The 16809-nt window shown below is 72.8% G+C and carries 17 protein-coding genes; 7 read left to right on the forward strand and 10 right to left on the reverse strand.

Annotation, left to right across the window (positions count from 1 at the left end; genetic code table 11):
- Positions 1 to 134: 134 nt before the first annotated feature.
- Both ACWEVN_RS37140 and ACWEVN_RS37145 read right to left on the reverse strand, forming a co-directional pair.
- Positions 135 to 275: a hypothetical protein gene (locus tag ACWEVN_RS37140; RefSeq protein WP_191306731.1), complete on the reverse strand. Its 141-nt coding sequence runs from the start codon at positions 273 to 275 to the stop codon at positions 135 to 137.
- Between the two features lie 35 nt (positions 276 to 310).
- The gene (locus ACWEVN_RS37145) at positions 311 to 1153 is read right to left on the reverse strand and encodes a phytanoyl-CoA dioxygenase family protein (RefSeq protein ID WP_452054396.1); all 843 of its coding nucleotides are present in this window, start codon (positions 1151 to 1153) and stop codon (positions 311 to 313) included.
- 82 nt (positions 1154 to 1235) lie between these two features.
- Between ACWEVN_RS37145 and ACWEVN_RS37150 the strand changes: the two genes are divergently transcribed.
- On the forward strand, positions 1236 to 2231 hold the full coding sequence (locus tag ACWEVN_RS37150; RefSeq protein ID WP_452054397.1) for a LacI family DNA-binding transcriptional regulator: 996 nt from the start codon (positions 1236 to 1238) through the stop codon (positions 2229 to 2231).
- Positions 2232 to 2286: 55 nt separating this feature from the next.
- Positions 2287 to 2739: an OsmC family protein gene (locus ACWEVN_RS37155; protein ID WP_452054398.1), complete on the forward strand. Its 453-nt coding sequence runs from the start codon at positions 2287 to 2289 to the stop codon at positions 2737 to 2739.
- Positions 2740 to 2744: 5 nt separating this feature from the next.
- Here the strand turns inward: ACWEVN_RS37155 and ACWEVN_RS37160 are convergent, their stop codons facing one another.
- The 5 genes from ACWEVN_RS37160 to ACWEVN_RS37180 all read right to left on the reverse strand — a co-directional run bounded on the left by ACWEVN_RS37160 (position 2745) and on the right by ACWEVN_RS37180 (position 7490).
- Entirely contained in the window at positions 2745 to 3929 is a 1185-nt protein-coding gene (locus ACWEVN_RS37160) for a diguanylate cyclase domain-containing protein (protein ID WP_452054399.1), read from the reverse strand.
- Between the two features lie 158 nt (positions 3930 to 4087).
- The gene (locus ACWEVN_RS37165) at positions 4088 to 4822 is read right to left on the reverse strand and encodes a VOC family protein (protein WP_452054400.1); all 735 of its coding nucleotides are present in this window, start codon (positions 4820 to 4822) and stop codon (positions 4088 to 4090) included.
- A 221-nt stretch (positions 4823 to 5043) separates the two neighbouring features.
- On the reverse strand, positions 5044 to 6063 hold the full coding sequence (locus tag ACWEVN_RS37170; RefSeq protein WP_452054401.1) for a 4-oxalomesaconate tautomerase: 1020 nt from the start codon (positions 6061 to 6063) through the stop codon (positions 5044 to 5046).
- Positions 6060 to 6764: a 4-carboxy-4-hydroxy-2-oxoadipate aldolase/oxaloacetate decarboxylase gene (locus tag ACWEVN_RS37175; protein ID WP_452054402.1), complete on the reverse strand. Its 705-nt coding sequence runs from the start codon at positions 6762 to 6764 to the stop codon at positions 6060 to 6062. The genes ACWEVN_RS37170 and ACWEVN_RS37175 overlap by 4 nt, the downstream gene beginning before the upstream one ends.
- 51 nt (positions 6765 to 6815) lie before the next feature.
- Positions 6816 to 7490 (reverse strand): GntR family transcriptional regulator, encoded by a 675-nt coding sequence (locus tag ACWEVN_RS37180; protein ID WP_452054403.1) that lies wholly within the window; start codon positions 7488 to 7490, stop codon positions 6816 to 6818.
- A 76-nt stretch (positions 7491 to 7566) separates the two neighbouring features.
- On the opposite strand from ACWEVN_RS37180, the gene ACWEVN_RS37185 reads away from it, so the two are divergent.
- The 4 genes from ACWEVN_RS37185 (at position 7567) to ACWEVN_RS37200 (ending at position 10635) form a co-directional block, all read left to right on the forward strand.
- Positions 7567 to 8340, forward strand: a complete 774-nt coding sequence (locus tag ACWEVN_RS37185) for a DUF1932 domain-containing protein (protein WP_452054404.1) — start codon at positions 7567 to 7569, stop codon at positions 8338 to 8340.
- 197 nt (positions 8341 to 8537) lie between these two features.
- The gene (locus ACWEVN_RS37190; RefSeq protein ID WP_452054410.1) at positions 8538 to 9239 is read left to right on the forward strand and encodes an MFS transporter; all 702 of its coding nucleotides are present in this window, start codon (positions 8538 to 8540) and stop codon (positions 9237 to 9239) included.
- Positions 9236 to 9559: an MFS transporter gene (locus ACWEVN_RS37195; RefSeq protein ID WP_452054411.1), complete on the forward strand. Its 324-nt coding sequence runs from the start codon at positions 9236 to 9238 to the stop codon at positions 9557 to 9559. Before ACWEVN_RS37190 ends, ACWEVN_RS37195 begins: the two co-directional genes overlap by 4 nt.
- The gene (locus tag ACWEVN_RS37200; RefSeq protein WP_452054405.1) at positions 9556 to 10635 is read left to right on the forward strand and encodes a spore photoproduct lyase family protein; all 1080 of its coding nucleotides are present in this window, start codon (positions 9556 to 9558) and stop codon (positions 10633 to 10635) included. Before ACWEVN_RS37195 ends, ACWEVN_RS37200 begins: the two co-directional genes overlap by 4 nt.
- Here ACWEVN_RS37200 and ACWEVN_RS37205 read toward each other — a convergent pair.
- Genes ACWEVN_RS37205 through ACWEVN_RS37215 form a run of 3 tightly spaced genes read right to left on the reverse strand, consistent with a single transcriptional unit; the run spans position 10632 to position 13948 of the window.
- Positions 10632 to 11981: an MFS transporter gene (locus ACWEVN_RS37205; RefSeq protein ID WP_452054406.1), complete on the reverse strand. Its 1350-nt coding sequence runs from the start codon at positions 11979 to 11981 to the stop codon at positions 10632 to 10634. The two genes, ACWEVN_RS37200 and ACWEVN_RS37205, sit on opposite strands and share 4 nt — an antisense overlap.
- 30 nt (positions 11982 to 12011) lie before the next feature.
- The gene (locus ACWEVN_RS37210; RefSeq protein ID WP_452054407.1) at positions 12012 to 12926 is read right to left on the reverse strand and encodes an amidohydrolase family protein; all 915 of its coding nucleotides are present in this window, start codon (positions 12924 to 12926) and stop codon (positions 12012 to 12014) included.
- The gene (locus tag ACWEVN_RS37215) at positions 12923 to 13948 is read right to left on the reverse strand and encodes an amidohydrolase family protein (RefSeq protein ID WP_452054408.1); all 1026 of its coding nucleotides are present in this window, start codon (positions 13946 to 13948) and stop codon (positions 12923 to 12925) included. Before ACWEVN_RS37215 ends, ACWEVN_RS37210 begins: the two co-directional genes overlap by 4 nt.
- 163 nt (positions 13949 to 14111) lie before the next feature.
- Between ACWEVN_RS37215 and ACWEVN_RS37220 the strand changes: the two genes are divergently transcribed.
- Entirely contained in the window at positions 14112 to 16403 is a 2292-nt protein-coding gene (locus ACWEVN_RS37220; protein ID WP_452054409.1) for an ATP-binding protein, read from the forward strand.
- Positions 16404 to 16809: the final 406 nt, after the last annotated feature.

Below are 16809 nucleotides of genomic sequence, written 5' to 3' on the forward strand. Positions count from 1 at the left end.
CAACCCTGTTCCCCTACCCGACCGCTCTTCCCTTCTCCACCGCGGGCGCCGCGGGCCGCATCGACGACCCTTTCTGCGACGCCTCCCTGTAAAACCCCGGGCACCGGCCACTCAGCGTGGCCGGAGCCCGGCAGTCAGACGTGCATGGCCAGCCACAACGCCATCCACGCGAGGCACGCCAGCGCACCGCCGACCCCGAAGGCGAGCAGTACGCGGCGCAGGGCCGCGACGACGCCGGCCCGGCCCGTCATTTCGGTGATTCCCGCTTCAGCCATGGCCTGAAGGTGCCCGCGTCCGGGACCGCCAAACCTCAAGCTCCCATCACGAGACCTTCGATCGTGTGCTTCTGGGTGATCGGCGTCAGGACGTCGACGACCGGGCAGTGCAGGTGCGCCCGCACGGATTCCGGCAGGGACGCCCAGAACTCGCGCGTCACCGCCGTGTCGTGCCGCTCGTCGTTGCCCGCCCCCGGTGCGTCGAGGCCCAGCACCAGGACCGGGCGCGCCTTCGCCGAGTGGTTCGCGGTGCCGCGGTGGACCGTCAGGGCCGACCGGATCGAGATGTCGCCCATCCGCGGGAACTTGCGCGCCGCGAGCTCCTGGTAACGCGGGTAGGCCTCGCGCGGCGGGAACATGCCGTGCTCGAACGCGCCGCCGTCGTCCCAGTGCGTGCCGGGCGCGATCTCGAACGGACCCATGTCCGGCTCGGTGTCCACGGCGGTCACGTTCACCGCCAGCGACGTCAGCCGCCGCTCGCGCGCGGTTTCGGCGGGCATCGGGAAGTCCCGGTGCCACGGCTGGTCGACCGCGCCGGCGAGCGGGACGTCGAAGCCGACCTCGACGATCCGGTACTCCGGCCCGAGCACCGCCTCCGCGACGGCGGTGATCCACGGGTGGGTGACGAGGTCGGTGAACCCGCGCAGCTGCTCCGGGTGGATCTCGACGTAGAAGCGGCTCGGGCCGCGACCGACGGCCCCGTCCGGCCGGGCGCGGGCCTCGGCGAACGCCGTGTCGATGTCCGCGCCGAGCTGCCGCACCCAGTCGCGCGGGAACGCCTGGGGCAGCCCGATGATGCCGTCGGTGTCCAGACGTTCGGTCAGCGCCGCGAGTTCGGCCATGGGCAGCGGGGCGGGAGCGGTTCGGTGCGCGGTCATCCGGGGCCTCCTCGGGGGCACGACGGCGTGGCAGCTCAGTTTGCAACGTGGCATGCCACGTTGCAAGAGGTACGCTGCGCCGGTGAACCCGAAACTGCGTGACGTGGCCGAGCACGCCGGCGTCTCGGTGCGCACGGTGTCCAACGTGGTCAACGGGTTCCGGTACGTCGCCCCGGCGACCCGGGAACGCGTGCAGGCGAGCATCGACGCTCTCGGCTACCGGCCCAACCTGGCCGCCCGCACCCTGCGGCGCGGCCGGACCGGCCTGGTCGCGCTGGTCATCCCGGAGATCGACTCGCCGTACTTCGCCGAGCTCGCCGCGCGGACCGTCCGGATCGCCGGCGCCCGGGGCATGACCGTGCTCATCGACCAGACCGACGGTGACGCCGAGCGCGAGAAGGAACTGCTGCACGGCCGGCGCAGCCAGCTGGTGGACGGCGTCCTGTTCAGCCCGTGGGCGGTGGCGCCCGCGGAGCTGGCCGCGCGCACCGACACCGTGCCGCTGGTGCTGCTCGGCGAGCACGACGGCACCGCGGGCGTCGATCACGTCGCCATCGACAACGTCGCCGCCGCGCGCGAGGCCACCGGGCACCTGCTGGCGTCGGGCCGTCGCCGCGTCGCCGCCCTGGGCATCCAGCCGCGCTCGCTGAACGCGACCGCGCGGCAGCGGCTCGCCGGCTACCGGCAGGCGCTGGCCGAGGCGGGGCTGCCGGCCGAGCCGGAGCTGGAGGTGCCGGTGCGGCGCCTGCACCGCGCCGACGGCCACCAGGCCATGCTGCGGCTGCTCGACCTGCCCCAGCCGCCCGACGCCGTCTTCTGCTTCACCGACGAACTGGCCCTGGGTGCGCTGCGGGCCGCCGCCGACCGGCGGGTCGCGGTGCCGGATGCCCTGGCCCTGGTGGGGTTCGACGACATCGAAGACGGCCGCTACAGCGTGCCCGCCCTGACGACCGTGTCGCCGGACAAGGACCGCATCGCCGAACTCGCCCTCGACCGCCTCGCGCGGCAGGCGGCGGCGCCGGAACCGCCACGGTCCATCGTCGCGCCGCACCACCTGGAAGTGCGCGAGACGAGCTGAGCGTGTGGGGCGGCCGCCGCCGGGTAACCGCGCGGAAACGACCCCGGAGGACGCGATGGCACGGGACATCTTCTCGGCGGAGGCGACGTCGAGCCGCGGCAGCGTCCGGATCGACGGCCGCGGCGACCTGGCCTACCCCGTCGGCGAACCCAGCGGCGACGGCACGGCCGACGCGCTCAACCCGGAGCGGCTCTACGCTGCCGCCCTGGCGACCTGCCTGCACCAGGCGCTGACGATCGCGGCGACGTCGCTCGACGTCGAGCCGGCCGAAAGCGTGGTCACGGCCGAAGCCACGCTGGCCCACCGCGACGACGGCGGCTACGAACTGCGCGCCGCGGTCGGCATCTATCTGCCCGGCGCGGCGACCGACGACGTCTACGACGCGGTGACCCGCGAGGCGCTGCGGCGGTGTCCGCTGGTCGGCACCGAAATCCCGGTGACCTTCGACCACGACCGGGGGCTCGCGCTCCAGCACCACCGCGGCCCGGCCGACCCCGGCCAGAACTGACGGCTTCAGCGCCCGGCCATCGCCACCCGGTCCCGGCCGGCCTTCTTGCCCGCGTACAGCGCGTTGTCGGCCGCCCGGATCAGCTCGTCCAGCCCGGCTGCGGGCATCGAAGGCTGCAGCGCGGCGCCGATCGTCGCCGACAGGGTCACCGGCTCCCCCGCCGGCGTGGTGATGCGCAGCGCCCGGATCCGGACGCGGATCCGCTCGGCGATCGCCCGGACCTCGGCTTCGTCGACGTCGGGCAGCAGCACGGCGAACTCCTCGCCGCCGTACCGGCCGACCGCGTCCCCGCGCCGGACGGTCCCGGTGAGCACCGTGGCCACCTCGGCGAGGACGTCGTCGCCGACCGGGTGGCCGTGGGTGTCGTTGATGCGCTTGAACCAGTCGAGGTCGATCATCAGCACGCCGATCCGGCCGCGGGTGCGCTCGAGCGCCTGCGCGGCCTGTTCGTGCCAGGCGATCGCGTTGAGCAGCCCGGTGCGCTGGTCGGTGCGGGCGGCCAGCTTCAGCTGGTCGAGCTGGACGCATTGGTGCAGCGCGAACGTCGGGACGATCATCAGCAGCGTGGCGGGCGGCCACCACAGCAGCGCGAGCGCGACGAAGACGCCAAGCGCCAGCTGGCCCGCCTCCAGCAGGTTGTCCGAGGCGCTGCCCAGCAGCCGGCGGGGGTGCTCGGCGGGGACCGTCCAGGCGATGACCGTGCCGACGAGCACGGTGTTGACCACCCACAGCGCCGCGGCCGCGGCGACCACGGCGACCAGGTCGGCCCAGCCGGGGCGGGCACCGTCGGCGAGGTGCTGCTGGACGCCGCTCGCGCGCAGCACGGTCGCCGCGGCGGCCGCGGCCAGCGCGAGCGTGGCGGCGGTGAACACGGTGCGGTGCGGCGGCCGGACCGCGTCGAACCGGGTGACCAGCACCCAGCGGTGGGCGTAGAGCACCGCCACCAGCCCCAGTTCGAGCACCAGGGGCAGGACGATCACCCCGGCGAAGATCCAGACGCTGCACAGGTCGACGTACGGCGTGCCCGCCCGATCACGGCGACGGCGCTGGATCAGGTGCGACGCGTGCAGGTGCGGCAGCGCAGCCGCGGCGAGCCAGGCCGCCGCCGTCCAATCCCCCGGCGCCGGGGGTGTCCGGGCCACGAGCGCCACCAGGCCGAAGACGGCCAAAACCACTCCGAGAACAAGCACGCGCACCCGCGTGGGCAATGCCCACAACGGCCATCCCGACGGTGCCCAAGCATGCTCCCCCATCGCAGCGCCTCCCCTTGCGCCGATGACTCCCCGTCGCCCACGGTAGTCGTGCCGCGGCCGGATGTCAGCCGCCGCCGGGGCGGTCGGGGCGGAGCTCACACCGGCGGGGTGCCGTGCGTGTGGAACGACTCGATCGTCTTCAGCCCCCACGCCTGGCCCTTGGCCCGCTCGGCTTCGGTCCACGTCACCGGTTCCCAATCCGGGGCGAAGATCAGCCGTCCGGTGGGGTTGCACAGCTCGATCCGGTTGCCGCCCGGCTCGTACACGTACAGGAAGAACGTCTGCTGGATCGCGTGCTTGTGCGGCCCGGTCTCGATGTGGACGCCGTTTTCGAGGGCGATGTCGGCCGCCCGGAGGATGTCCTCGCGCGTGTCCGTCGCGAACGCGATGTGGTGCAGGCGCCCGTGCGACCCCGTCCGGTCGTTCGTGTACACCAGGTCGTAGGACTTCTGCGCGAAATGTGTCCACTGCCCGGAAATCACGCCGCTGTCGAGCCGGATCTGCTCGGTGACGCGGCCGCCGAGGACGTCGCCGACGAACCGGCCGTTCGCCTCCGCCTCGTGGGCCAGGTAGTTGACGTGGTCGAGGCGGCGGACGCCGACGCCCCGCCCCGGATACGCCTGGGCCTGGTTCTTCAGCGCCGGCCGCAGGTGGTCCGGCGGGCGGTAGCGCTCGGTTTCCCAGTACAGCTCGAGTTCGTGGCCGTCGGGGTCGCGGAACAGGTACGTCGGGCCGATCCCGGTGTCGCCGTCGACCCAGCCGATGCCGAGCCCGCACTCCTCCAGGGCCGCCACCCGCCGGCCGAGGGCTTCTTCGCTGGACGCGCGCAACGCCGTCCGCCCGACGCGGACGTCTTCGCCGCGGTGAGCTTCAGGCTGTGGTGCTCGTAGTCGTCCCAGGTGCGCAGGTACACCGAGTCGCCGTCGGTGCCGTTCTCGGTCAGGCCGAGGACGCGGACGAAGAAGTCCAGGCTCCGCTCCGGCTCGGGGGTGAACAGCTCGACGTGACCGAGGTGCGCGACCTCGTGGCGCGGCGAAGGCAAGGCGGCTCCTCAGGAACGGGGGAAAACGGTGCCGTCGAACAACTTCCGCGCGGTGCGCAGCACCGTCGACCGGCGGACGCGGGCCCCCTCGAACTCGATCGCGACCGCGAGCTTGCCGCTCGGGTGCTCGATCTCGATCGGCTCGCCCGCCGGTGGTTTCCGCAGCAGTTCGGCCCCGACGGCGCCGTCGAGCAGCAACGCCGTCACGACGCTGACCCCGCCGAGCACCCCGATCGACGGGTGCGGCTTGACCGGGATGAAGGTGCGGGTGGCGATCGCGCCGCCGTCGCGGGGCGCGGCGACCAGCGTGGTCTTCGGGACCGACGAGCCGCGGACGTCGCCGAGGCCCATCAGCTTCCCGGCCTCGATGCGCAGCGCGTCGATCCGCTCGGGCAGGCCCGGCCCGTCGCCGAGGTCTTCGGCGCGCGCGACGACGACCGGCATCCCGTTGTCCACGCAGGTGACGGCGATGCCGCCGATGTCGTCGCGGACGTTCCCGGTCGGCAGCAGGCTGCCGCACACGGACCCTTCCGTGTCGGTGAAGTCGAGCTCGACCGGGGCGGCGGTGCCGGGCACGCCGGAGATGGCCGTGTCGCCGCGGTAGTCGACTTCGCCGCCGGGGGTGGCGAAGCTCGCGACGGCGATCGAGCCGGTGTTGACCATCCGGATCCGGACCGCGGTGCGCTCCGGCCCGGCGGGCACGAGCCCCCGTTCGACGGCGAACTGGCCGACGCCGGAGAGCAGGTTGCCGCAGGTCTGGCGGTCGGAGACGGTGGGCTCCTCCACGCCGAGCTGCAGGAACAGGTAGTCGACGTCGTGGCCGGCGTCGGTCGCCTTCGAGACGATCGCGACCTTGCTGGTGACCGGCTGCGCGCCGCCGAGGCCGTCGATCTGGCGCGGGTCGGGGGTGCCCATGATCCGCAGCAGGAGGTCGTCGCGGGCGGCGGGGTCGGCCGGGAGGTCCCGAGCGAGGAAGTAGGCACCCTTCGACGTGCCCCCGCGCATGAGCATGCAGCGCACGCCGGTCATGCCTGCTCCTTCTCGTACTCCTCGGCGGTCAGGTACCGGACGCCCAGGGCTTCGAGCTTTTCGCGCAGGCCGTAGCGGTCCAGGCCGAGCTGGCCGGTGGCGAAGGCCTCCCGGGCGGCGGCTTCCTTCTCCAGCCGGGCCTTCGCCTTTTCGAGTCCACTTTGGACGTCCTCGCGGCGGACGCACAGGACGCCGTCGTCGTCGGCCACGATGCCGTCGCCCGGGCGGACGAGCTGCCCGCCGAGGACGACGGGGACGTTGACCGCACCGGCGGTCGCCTTCACCGTGCCCTGCGCGCTGATCGCCGCCGACCAGGCGGGGAAGCCGAGGGCGCGCAGATCGGCGACGTCGCGGACGCCGGTGGTGGTGACCAGCCCGCGCACCCCGCGGCGGCGCAGCGCGGTGGCGAAGAGCTCGCCGAAAAGGCCGTCGTGGCAGGGCGAAGTGGTGGTGACGACGAGGAGATCGCCTTCGCGGCACTGCTCGACGGCGGCGTGGATCATCAGGTTGTCCCCGGGCCAGCACAGCGCCGTGACCGCGGTGCCGCCGACGCGGACGCCGTCCTGGATCGGCCGGAGACCGGCCGCGAGGAGACCGGAGCGGCCGAGAGCCTCGTGCACGGTGGCGACGCCGTAGTCCGCCAGCCGCGAGACCTGGTCGAGGTCGGCGCGGGGTGGATCGGTGACGATGACGGGCTTCATACCGTCACCGTAGAGTCTGGTCGACGAAATTGTCAACAATCTTGGCGGAAATCAGGGGTGCAGCGGGGACACCTCGGCGTCGGCCGCCTTCAGGGCCTCGATCACGCTGCCCAGGTGCACCCGAGCGGCGTCGGCCGCCTTCTCGGGCTGGTGCGCGCAGATCGCGTCGATGATCGCCAGGTGCTCCGGGAGCGACACCTGCGGCCGGCCCGGGCGCATCGCCAGCCGGAACTGGTGGCGGACGCTCTGCCCGCGCAGCCGTTCGAGCACCTGCGCCGCCGTCTGCTGCCCGCTGATCTCGCGGATGCGGCGGTGCAGCCGCTGGTTGAGGCCCGAGTACCCGACGACGTCCCCGCCCGCCACGGCCGCCTGCATCCGCTCGCCGAGTTCGCGCAGCTCGCCCACCTCGGCGTCGGAAATCCGCTCCGCCGCCTTCGCCGCGCACAGCGACTCCAGCATCATGCGCACCTCGGAGATCTCGACGGCCTCCTCCAGCGACACCGCCCGCACCCGGGCACCGCGGTTCTGCACGCGCTCGACGAGCCCCTCGTTGGTCAGCTCGATCAGCGCCGCCCGCACCGTCGCCCGGCTCGCCCCGAACTGTGCCGACAAATCGGCTTCCACCAGCCGCTGGTTGGGCACGAACTCGCCGCGGACGATGGCGTCGCGGATGGCCGCCACCGCGGACCGCTCCCCCGGCTGCCGGTCCGGCGCACTCTCCGTCATAGCCTCGGCTCCGTTTGTTGACAATTTTGTCGAGCACATCGTGTACTCGATCGTAGCTGGCGAGGAGGATTCTGCTATGACCGGAACCATCGCGGTACTCGGCCTGGGCGAAGCGGGCGGCGCCCTGGCCCGTGATCTGGTGGCCGCCGGGGTCACCGTGCGGGGCTACGACCCGGCGGTCCCGGCCGCCGGAGGGGTCGTCGGCACGCGCTCGGAAGCCGACGCGGCCCGGGGCGCCGACCTCGTCCTGAGCGTCAACAGCGCGTCGGCGGCACTCCGGGCGTTCGAAGCCGGGCTCGCCGGACTGCCGGGCGTCTGGGCCGACTTGAACACCGCTTCCCCCGGCACCAAACGCGAACTCGCCGCCCGCGCCGCCGAGCACCGGATCCCGTTCGCCGACGTGGCGATCATGGCGCCCGTCCCGGGCCGGGGCCTGCGGGTGCCGATGCTGGCCACCGGGCCCGCGGCCGGCACCGTCGCCGCGACGCTCAACCCGCTCGGCGCGGCGGTGGAGACCATGCCCGGCGAGGCCGGGCTCGCCGCCGAGCGCAAGCTGCTGCGGAGCGTCTTCTTCAAGGGGATGTCCGCCGCCGTGGTCGAGGCGCTGCAGGCCGCCCGCGCCGCCGGCTGCGAAGACTGGCTGCGGAAGATCATCGTCGGCGAGCTGACCGCCGCGGACGCGTCCACCGTGGACCGCCTGGTCGACGGCTCGTACCGGCACGCGGTCCGCCGCACCGGCGAGATGGCGGCCGCGACCGAGATGCTCGGCGAGCTGGGCGTCCGGGCCGACGTCGCCGCCGCGGCCCACGCGCAACTGGCACACATAGCTGATTCACAGGATTGTCGATAATCTCCCCACCGGAAACCGCCTCGCCGTCCGTGTCACCGCGGTGCGCTGGGTGCTCGTCCTGCTCGACGGCCTCGACCTGTTCGTCTACGGCGCGACCCTGCCGGGCGACCGGGACTTCGCCCTGACCGCCGTCACCGGCGGCGAGATCGGCAGCCTGACGACGTTTCGGCATGCTGCTCGGTGCCCTCGCGTCCGGCATGCTCACCGGCGTCGCCCTCTTCTCGCCGGCGGCCGGTGCGTGTGCCGCCCCGACGCCGGGGTGGTTCGGCGCGGCCCGGTTCGCCGCCGGCCTCGGCCTCGGCGGGCTGCTGCCCTCGGCCATCGCCATGGTCATGGAGTACGCGCCCGCGTGGCGCCGGAACCTCGCGGTCACCACCGTGATGACGGCCCACCAGGCCGGCGGCGCGCCGGCCGGCGCCCTCGGGATGACGCTCGTGCAGTCGCTGGGCTGGCGGTCGGTGTACTGGCTCGGGGCACTCCTGCTCGTGCCGGTCCTCCCGGCCGTCGTCTTCCTGCTGCCGGAATCGCTCACCTTCCTGCTCTCCAAGGGCCGGACGGAGCGCGCCCAGGCGGCTTTTCGGGGGTCCGGGTGGCGGAGCCCCCGGCCGGGGCGAAGCCCCGTATGTCACAGCGATCGCGCGCAAGTTCGCGGTCCCGCTCGAGCCCTTCACCCCGGAACCCGCGCGCGGCCGCGGTGGCCTGCGCGGCCTGTTCACCCCGGCGGTCCGGCTGACCACCCTGCTGTTCTAAATCGACTCCTTCGCCGGGCTCCTGCTGGTGATCGACCTGGGCGGGATCGCGCGCATGCTCGTCGCGGGCCGGCCGGTCGCCGTCATCCGGTTCACGCTCACCGCGGCCGGCGTCGGGCTCCTGGCCGTCCGGATGCCGCTTCCCCCTGACGTACGTGGTCGTCTTCCTCACCGGCGCGTGGCTGTTCAGCGCCCAGACGCTGATCTACGCCGCCGTCGGGGCCCACTACCCCGCGGACAGCCGCGCGACGGCGCTGGGCTGGGTCGCCGGGGTCGGCCGCTTCGGCGCGGTGTTCGGCCCGTGGCTCGGCGGTGTCCTGGTCGCGAGTGGACTGTCCACACTGGGCTTCCTCGTGTTCGCGATCGCCGGCCTGCTGGGCGCGGCGATGGTCGCCCTGGTGCGCCGCCCGGTGCCGGTGAGCACGGGTAGACTGGGCAGCCCCGAGACTGCGCAGGTGAACCTCCCTTGACAGACGCGGCCCTCGAGCGGGAGAAGCTCCTCGCGCCGTCGCGCATCTACGCCGAGCCCGCCGCGGCCGAGCTCCCCCGCGGGCGCCAGGTGCTCGACCGCTTCCCCGAAGCGACCGTCGTCGAGGTCGACAGCCACTGGCGCATCCCCGAACTCCACGGCGACGAGACCAACGTCCGCCGCTGGGTGCGGATCAAGCGGGAAGCCCTGGTCCTGGGGATCAAGAAGTCGCTGACGGCCCGGCCCAACGGGCGGTCCGCCGACTTCATCGCGCCCTCGACCTCCAACGGCTGCGCGATGGCGTGCGCCTACTGCTACGTCCCCCGCCGCAAGGGCTACTCCAACCCGATCACCGTCTTCGCCAACATCGAGCAGATCACCGGGTACCTGACCCGCCACATCGCCCGGCAGGGCCCCAAGCCGGAGCCGAACCAGTGCGACCCGAGCGCGTGGGTCTACGACATCGGCGAGAACTCCGACTGCTCGGTCGACGCCCTGGTCAGCGACAACGTCGCCGACCTGATCGGCCTGTTCGCCGGGCAGCCGGCCGCGAAGGCGTCGTTCGCCACGAAGTACGTCCACCGCGGGCTGCTGGACCTGGACCCGCGCGGCCGCACCCGGGTCCGGTTCTCGCTGATGCCCGAGCGGCCGGCCAAGCTGCTGGACCTGCGGACCAGCCCGATCGCCGAGCGCCTGCGCGCGCTGGACGACTTCGTCGCCGCCGGGTACGAGGTGCACGTCAACCTCAGCCCGGTCGTCGTCTACGACGGCTGGCTGGCCGACTGGACCCGCCTGCTGCAGGACCTCGGCGACGCGACGAACGACGTCACCAAGGCCCAGCTGGCCGCCGAGGTGATCATGCTGACCCACAACCGCGCCCTGCACGAGGTCAACCTCGGCTGGCACCCCAAGGCCGAGCAGGTCCTCTGGCGGCCCGACCTGCAGGAGACCAAGCGCAGCGAGGGCGGCGGGGTGAACGTCCGCTACCGCGCCGGCCACAAGCGGGCCCTGCTGGACGAACTGCTCGACCTGATCGCCGTCCACGCGCCCTACCTGCGTGTCCGGTACGCGTTCTAGACGGCGGCCGGCTCGGTGACGCGGGCGAGCCGCGCCTGGCGGGTCCGTGGCCCGAAGACCGCCAGCACCACCGCGCCGACCAGCCACGTCCCCGCGATGAAGAAGAACACGCTCCGGTAGCCGCTGCCGTTGTACAGCCCGGCCACGATCAGCGGGCCCGCCGCGTTCGACAGCCGGCCCAGACCGTAGGACACGCCGGTGCCCAGTGACCGGCCGCGTGTGTCGAACAGCTCCGGCGAATACGCGTAGCCCAGCGCCGTGTAGCCGCGCTCGAACATGTTGACCAGGAAGCCGAACACCACGATCAGGACCGGGTTGAACGTCAGCCCGTACAACAGCCCGCAGAGCGCGATCACCGTGCCGAAGGCGACCAGGCACCACTTGCGCTCGAAGCGGTCGGTGACCAGGGCGGCCAGGTACGAGCCCAGCGGCGCGCCGACCGTCGTGAGGGCCACGTAGAACACCGACTTCTCGACGCTGAAGCCCTCCTTGGCCAGCAGCGTCGGCGCCCAGCTCGAATAGCCGAAGAACCCGATCGTCTGCGTCACCCACAGCACCGTGAGCAGCAACGTCGGCAGCAGGTACTTCTTGCGCAGCAGCAGCCGCAGCGGGGCCTTGGCCACCGGCGCCTCCCCGGCCGGCGGCGCGGGCTCCGGCAGCGGGCCCTTCTCCGCCGCGACCTGGGCTTCGATCTCGCGCAGGACCGCGTCCGCTCGTGTGTGTTCGCCGCGGCTCTCGTACCACCGGGGCGACTCCTTCAGGCGCCGGGTGAACAGCACGAGCAGGACGCCGAGCGCGCCCCACAGGTAGACCAGCCGCCACGCCCAGTCGCCGAGCGGGACGACGACGCTGGCGATCAGGTTCGTCACCGGCGTGCCGCAGATGCCGATCACGATCGCGTACGCCTGGTACTTCCCGCGGTTCGCCGCCGGGTACAGCTCGTTGACGTAGATCACCGCGACCACGGTCATCGCCGACAGGCCCGCCGAGGTCAGCACGCGGAACACGCCGAGGGACACGATGTCCCAGGAGAACACCGCCGCGAACGAGAAGACGCCGAACCACACGGTCGTCAGCACGAGCGCGTTCTTCCGCCCCCAGCGGTCGGCGATCGTGCTCGCGATGACCGAGCCGAAGAACATGCCGACGAACGACAGCGACGTCACGTACGCGACCTGGTCGACCGTCACGCCCCAGAGCTTGATCAGCTTGGGCGCGGTGGTGGCGAAGCTGTTGATGTCGGCGAATTCGAAGAAGTAGGCGAACGAGACGGCGAACAGGGTGAACTTGTGGAACCGGGAGATCGGCAGGCGGTTCAGCCGGTTGAGCGCGTTGGCGTGCTGCATTGCATGCCCTTCAGGGGTCTCAGGCGGGTTTCAGGCGGTTTCGCCGGGCCAGTAGAGGCGCATCGGGTTGTCGACGAGCAGCTTGTGCTGCGCTTCGAGGGTGTCCGCGAGGTGGCGGACGTGGTCGACGAGCAGGCCGTCGTCGGGCATGTGGTGCTTGAGGTTCGGGTGCGGCCAGTCGGTGCCCCACAGCACCCGGTCCGGGAACTCCGCGACGGCGCGGCGGGCGAACGGCACGACGTCGGTGTAGGCGTGGCGTTCGCCGTCCAGCGCCGGGGGCCCGGTGACGGTGAGCCGCTCGGGACAGCTCACCTTCACCCAGACGTCGTGGGTCCCGGCGAAGTCGAGGAACCGGCGGAATTCCGGGCCGTCCACCGGTTTCGTGACGTCCGGGCGGCCCAGGTGGTCGATCACCAGCGGCGTCGGCAGCGACCCGAAGAAGGTTTCCAGTTCGGGCAGGTCGGCGGCCTCGAAGTAGAGCACGACGTGCCAGCCGAGCGGCGCGATCTTCTTCGCGATCGCGCTGAGGTCTTCCTGCGGAGAGGCGTCGACCAGGCGCTTGACGAAGTTGAACCGCACGCCCCGGACACCTGCCTCGTGCAGCTGCCGCAGTTCCGCCGCACCGACGTCGGGCCGGACGGTGGCGACCCCGCGCGCCCGCCCGCCGGACGCGCGGACGGCGTCGACCATCGCGGAGTTGTCCGCGCCGTGGCAGGTGGCCTGCACGATCACGGTCCGGGAGACGCCGAGGTGGTCGCGCAGGGCGAAGAGCTGGTCCTTGCCTGCGTCGCAGGGCGTGTACTTGCGTTCGGGCGCGAACGGGAACTGCGCTTGCGGGCCGAAGACGTGGCAGTGGGCGTCGACCGTGCCGGGCGGCAGCCGGAAGTCCGGTGTGGACGGTGCGGGGCACCAGTCCAGCCAGCCCGGTGTCTTGGGTGCGGTCACCGGCCCTGTCCCTTCAGGAGCGCGTCCAGGCGGGGGTAGACGGCCCGGGCGTTGTGTTCCCGGATGGCCGCCCAGTCCTCTTCGGACAGGTTCGCGGCCTCGGCGTACCGGCGGGTGTCGTCGAAGTGGTACCCGGTCCGGGGATCGACGCTGCGGACGGCTCCGATCATCTCCGACGCGAAGAGGATGTTGCGCGCCGGGACGACGTCGAAGAGCAGGTCCGAACCCGGCTGGTGGTAGACGCAGGTGTCGAAGAAGACGTTGTTCAGCACGTGCTCCTCCAGCTCGGGCTTGCCCAGCGCCATGGCCAGGCCGCGGAACCGGCCCCAGTGGTAGGGCACCGCGCCGCCGCCGTGCGGGATGATCAGCCGCAGCGTCGGGAAGTCGGCGAACAGATCGCCCTGCACGAGCTGCATGAACGCGGTCGTGTCGGCGTTCAGGTAGTGCGCGCCGGTGGTGTGGAACGCCGGGTTGACGCTGGTGCTGACGTGCACCATCGCCGGGATGTCGTATTCGGCCATCTTCTCGTAGATCGGGTACCACGACCGGTCGGTGAGCGGCGGGGCCGTCCAGTGGCCGCCGCTCGGGTCGGGGTTGAGGTTGAGCGCGACGGCGCCGTACTCCTCGACGCAGCGGGTCAGCTCGGGGAGGCAGGTGGCGGGGTCGACGCCCGGGGACTGCGGGAGCATGGCGGCCGGGGCGAACCGCTCCGGGTAGAGCGTGCTGACGCGGTGGCAGAGCTCGTTGCAGATCGCCGCCCACGCCGCCGACGTCTCGAAGCCGCCGACGTGGTGGGCCATGAAGGACGCGCGGGGCGAGAAGATCGTCAGGTCGATGCCGCGGTCGTCCATCAGCCGGAGCTGGTTGCCCTCGACGCTCTCGCGGATTTCGTCGTCGCTGATCCGCAGGTCGGCCGCGGTGGGGGCGGTGACGGCGCCGTCCAGGGCGGCGACCTGCCGGTCCCGCCACGCGGCGAGGGCGGGCGGGGCGGTGGTGTAGTGGCCGTGGCAGTCGATGATCAAGGTGGGTCCTCGTCGCTTCGGGTCTCGATACCCGCACCCTAATCGTCGATGAGATTGTTAACAATATCTACGACGAAGTTTGTCGGATGGGGCATCGCGCGTGCTCGGAGGGGCGACACGGCGATGCCGGGACCGGGGGCCGGGGCCGTCCTAGACTCTGCGCATGGGTGCGCGTTCCCGCCGGAGTGCCGGAAACCTCCCGGCCGAGCTGACCAGCTTCGTCGGGCGGCGCCACGAGCTCGGGGACGCGAAACGGCTGCTGGCCGCGGCCCGGCTCGTCACGCTGACCGGAGCCGGCGGGGTCGGCAAGACGCGGCTGGCGCTGCGGGTCGCCGCCGACGTGCGGCGGGCGTTCCCCGACGGCGTGTGGCTGGCCGAGCTGGCCGACGTCGGCGACCCGCACCTGGTGCCGAACACCGTGGCGACGGCGTTCGGCCTGCGCGGCACCAGCGACCAGGCCGCCGGGCTCGCCGAGTTCCTCGAGGACAAGCAGCTCCTGCTGGTGCTGGACAACTGCGAGCACGTCGCCGACGAATGCGCGACGCTGGTCGCGAAACTGCTCGCCGGCTCCGGCGGCCTGCGCGTCCTCGCCACCAGTCGGCACACCTTGCACGTCGAGGGCGAGCACCTCCTGCACGTCGAGCCGCTGCCGGTCGCCGACGACGCCGGCGGCGGCCCGATCGATGCGGTGACACTGTTCGCCGACCGCGCGGCGGCCGTCTCCCCCGGCTTCGAGCTCACCCCGGCCACCCGCGCGACGGTGCGCCGGATCTGCCGCCGGCTGGAGGGCATCCCGCTGGCCATCGAGCTGGCCGCCGTCCGCGTGCGCGTGCTGTCGGTCGACCAGGTCCTCGAACGGCTCGACGACCGGCTCGGCCTGCTCACTGCGCGGCCGGCCGCCGTGCAGCCCCGCCGCCGGACCCTGGAAGCGGCGATCGGCTGGAGCTTCGAGCTGTGCACGCCCGCGGAACAGCGGCTGTGGACGCAGGCGTCGGTGTTCCCCGGCGGGTTCGACCTCGACGCCGCCGAACGCGTCTGCGCTCCCGCGGAGGCCGACGGCGGCAGCGCGCTGGACGTCGTGACCGGCCTGGTGGACAAATCGGTCCTCAGCCGCCAGAACGGCACCTTCGGGCGGCACGCCTGGTACCGGATGCTGGAGACCGTCCGCGAATACGGCGGCGCCCGGCTGGCCGCGGAAGGCGACGAGGCCGGCGTCCGGGCCCGGCAGGACGAGTACTACGCGGACCTCGCGCGGCGCTACCGGGCCGAGGGGTTCGGCCCGCGGCAGTCGGAGTGGCTCGGCCGGCTCCGCCGCGAGCACGCCAACCTCCGGGCCGTGCTGGAACACTGCCTGTCCGGCCCCGGCGAACCGGGCCGGGCGCTGGACATCGCGGCTTCGCTGTGGAACTTCTGGTACGGCGGCGGGCTCGTCCCGGAAGGCTGCGGCTATCTGCGGCGCGGCCTCGCACTGTGCGGCGAGCGCAGCCTGGTCCGGGCGCGGGGGCTGTACGCGATGGCGTTCCTGGCCATCCAGACCGGCGCGCCGCACGCGGAACTGCTGGCGGAGCTGGCCGAACTCGCCGAGGAACTCGACGACGACCGGCTCCGCGCCGGCCACACGGAATGTTCCGGCATGGCCACGTTTTTCACCGGCGACCTGACCGGCGGGGCCGAACTGCTGGAGCGGGCGCTGGCCGGGTACCGCACCGCCGGGGACGCGCTGCTGGTGTTCGACACGCTGATCCTGCTGGCCGCCGCGCGCTTCTTCCTCGGCGATCCGCGGGGCGCGGCCGCCGCGGAGGAGGCGCTCGCCCTCACCGACCGGCACGAGGCACGCTGGTCCCGGGGCTGCGCGCTGTGGGCCGTCGCGATCCACCGCTGGCGCGCGGAAGAACCTCGGCAGGCCGCGGAATTGCTGCACGAGGCCGTCGCCCTCCGGCTGCCCGACCGGACGTTGCTCGCGTTCCTCGTCGAGGCGCTCGCGTGGTGCCACTGCGCCGAAGGCGAGCACGAGCGGGTGGCCCGGCTGCTCGGCGGCGCCGGCGCGGTGTGGCGGCTCAGCGGCGCCCGCGTCGGCGAGATGAGTCCCTACCAGGGGGTCGACGAGCAGTGCGCCGCGCCGGCCCGCAAGGCGCTCAGGGACGACGTCTTCGACGCGGCGTTCGCCGAAGCCGCCGGCTCCGGCCTCGACGAGGTCGTCCGGTACGCGCTGCGGGAGCGGCCGGCCCCGCGCGTGGCGGGCAAGGCGGCCGAGCCCGGCGGGCTGACCCGGCGGCAGCGGGAGATCGCCGAGCTGGTGGCGCGCGGGATGAGCAACAAGGAGATCGCGGCCGCGCTGGTCCTCAGCGGACGGACCGTCGAGGGGCACGTCGAGAACATCCTGGTGAAGCTCGGCCTCACCTCGCGCACCCAGGTCGCTTCGTGGCTGGCGGGCCGGCCCGGGCAACCCGCGTAGCCATCCGGGTAATTTCCCCGGTCCGCTCGAGTCCCGTTCGGACGATCCTGTTCCCCGCGACCAGCAACCGCTCGGAGGAGGACGAGGTGTCCATCGACTCGGCGCCGCAGACCTGCCCCCGGTGCCGGCGCCCGACGGTCCTCATGTCCCACACCTGGGGCCGCCAGTGGGTGCACGTCGGTACCTGGCGGCCGCACTGCGGCAGTTCCCCGTGGACCGCCCACGCGGCCGGAACCCGGACGCGGTAGGGCATTCCGGACCAGCCGGGCACGCGGCGCCACCTCGTGCGCCCGGCCGAGCGTGGGGGGTGGTGCCATACCCGCCCCCCCAAAACGGACGGCCCCCCACCCTCAAACCACCACAGCCCCGGCGGGGGGGCCCGGTAGGGGGCCGGGGGATGAAGATA

The sequence above is a fragment of the Amycolatopsis sp. NPDC003861 genome (assembly GCF_053605405.1).